This window comes from uncultured Acetatifactor sp. (assembly GCF_948601915.1).
Classification (GTDB): domain Bacteria; phylum Bacillota; class Clostridia; order Lachnospirales; family Lachnospiraceae; genus Acetatifactor.
The window spans coordinates 1-2438 of sequence record NZ_CAPDXS010000264.1; the positions used below are offsets into that span (position 1 = coordinate 1).

The window sequence follows — 2438 nt, forward strand, 5'->3', positions numbered from 1 at the left end:
TTTTTGGTGAGGAAAAATTTCATGTGGTACTACTTTTTCTCTCATCTAGGGTTAACTTATACTGCTTAACGATTTCACTTACCGTGAAACCGGACTGCATAACGCTGGCTGGTTCATTCGCATGATTACATTAGGCAGCATTCAGCGTTATGCAGTATAATGATTTTGAAATTAACGAAATGACATCGCCCACTCGTCTTTCCGTTTTATTCTGGCGGAAAAACCGTCCGCCCTGCTGCTGCGGCTGTCGGCAGGTTTTGCGGCGGCTCTGCCCCTGCGCCTCCTATCCGCAGATAGGGCTCCACGAACAGGACGTATATGTCTGCCACCGCCGTATTGACCTCCCTCATGGCGGATGCCAGGCGCTCCTCACATATGTACCTCTCCAGAAGCGTCCGCAGATTCGGGGAGGGCGAGCCGGCGGCCAGCCTTCGCAGCGTCTCAGGGCTGTAGTCCCGCTCGGAGAGGAAGATCTGGCTGCGCAGGCTTCCGGGAGCCGCATTCCTGTCGCAGGGATTGGGCAGGTCTTCCGGGTACTCGCAGGCCAGGGTGAAATAATACCCTTTGGGATCCAGGTATCGTTTGTCCTGCTCCACCAGCTCCCATCCCTCCAGATCGGAGCCGTATTGGCAGAGGGCTTCCCGAAAACGCCGGACTCTGTCCGTCTCTTCCCCGGGGAGGGTTCTCCCTGCTTCCTCCTGCTCCAGATAGCAGGACAGGGCGCCTATGCAGCGGAGGATGTGATCCAGATGGTCGAACTCCTGCCAGGCGGCCATGTAGCGTCTGAGGATGTCTGCCAGCGTTTCCCCAAGGGGGCTGGCGGCGCCATAGTCCGCCAGGAGCATGTCCCGCCAGACCTGGAAGCCCTGCGCCAGACCTGGACTCCCGTCTGTCCAGAGCCCCACCCCTGCCAGGGCATCCAGGTACTGCCCCAGGGTCATCCGCGTGCAGTAGTAGAAGCCCTTTGGCTTCAGTCTGCCTTTCGTGTGATCCAGCAGCATCAGCCCCAGCAGGATCAGGGCGTTGTTCACCCTGACGCCCCAGACCGGCTTATAGGGGTTTGGGCTCTCCGGTGAGGGCTGCCCCTGCGAAGGTAGCCCCTGCGGGGACAAGCCCAGTGGGGGCTTCCCAAGGAGGGGCTGCTCCAATCGGGGCAACTCCAGTGGGTGCTGCTCCAGTCGAGGCACTCCCAATGGGAGCCGCTCCAGTCGGGGCTGCTTCAATGGGGGCTGCTCCAATGGGGACTGCTCCAGTCGGGGCTGCTCTAGTCGGGGCTGCTCCAGTCGGGGCAACTCCAATGGAGGCTGCTCCAGTCGGGGCACTCCCAATGGAGACAACCCCAATAGGGGCAGCCGGAAAGGGGCGTTGTCCTGCTCGGCCGCAAGCCGGAAGCTGTGGCTGAAGCCGTGGTAGCTGTCCATGTCCACGGCCGGATGCTCCCAGAACTCTCCGGTCAGCCCGTACATGGCATCCACATCGGGCTTTCCGAAGAAGAGCTGCCACGGGGGAAGCCCGGAGAACCGCTCCACCAGTCTGGCGGCGGTCTCAGGCGAAGCCGCCTGAGACCTGGCCGAACGCTCCAGGCGCTCCTCCAGCGTCAGGAGCATCCTTTCCCCGCCCCTCATGGCTCTCCTCTTCCGGGGTCTGTCTTGGCTCCTGCCCTCCTCCGCCGCCCCATGGATTCTATCAGGCCGCGGTAGGCATCGTCCTGATCCAGCTCATACTTCTGCACCCTGCGGGGCTCGCTGCCCCTCTCGAAGAGGAACATGGTGTCCAGGGGCAGGTTCAGAACCGTGGAGACCTGGCAGTTGAACTTCTCGGCGAAGTACCGGGCTGTCTGGGTGTCCGTCCCGCCCAGGTACAGGCAGTGGTCGCAGTTGTTGATGATGGTCTGAGCCTTGGCGTGGCCGTAGAGACCCTCCAGCTGGGACAGGCTCTGGATGACTATGCTGACATAGATCTCCCGGGAGCGGATTACCGATATGATATTGTCGAAATTCGGAATCACGGTGTTGGTGCTGAAGTCGTCCAGGATGAAGCGTACCGGAATGGGGAGACGGCTGTCCAGCTGCCTGTCGGCGGCGGTGATGAGGTACTGCAGCGCCTGGGTGTAGAAGAGGTTTATCAGGGCGTCCTGGCTGCGGTCGGAGTCGCTGACGGACAGGAACAGCACCGTCTTATCCTTCAGGAAGGCGTCCATGTCCACCTGCTGCTTCATGCAGAACATCCGCTTCACGCCGGAATAGGTGACCACATCCAGGTGCTGCGCCAGGACTCCCTTGATGCTGGCGTCCATCCTATCCGCCACTGCGTTCTGCCGAATCATCCCAATCTTGCGCGCGAAGGCGCTGTCGGGATGGGTGGTGCATTCCTCCTCTATCATGTTTTCCAGCGCGGGTGTCCCCATCTTTGAAAGGAAAGTGTACACTTCGTACAGG

The 2438-nt window shown here is 60.5% G+C and carries 2 protein-coding genes; both read right to left on the reverse strand.

Going from position 1 to position 2438, the window contains the following annotated elements:
- Nucleotides 1-206: 206 nt before the first annotated feature.
- Nucleotides 207-1625 (reverse strand): hypothetical protein, encoded by a 1419-nt coding sequence (locus Q2B33_RS23835; protein WP_300571873.1) that lies wholly within the window; start codon nt 1623-1625, stop codon nt 207-209.
- The coding region (locus Q2B33_RS23840; RefSeq protein WP_300914326.1) for a type IV secretory system conjugative DNA transfer family protein at nt 1622-2438 on the reverse strand (817 nt) is incomplete at its 5' end. The genes Q2B33_RS23840 and Q2B33_RS23835, both read right to left, overlap by 4 nt.

What these genes read in the sequence shown, in the direction of transcription:
- Q2B33_RS23835 (WP_300571873.1), bottom strand. Translation starts at nt 1,625, where the DNA reads ATGAGGGGCGGGGAAAGGATGCTCCTGACGCTGGAGGAGCGCCTGGAG.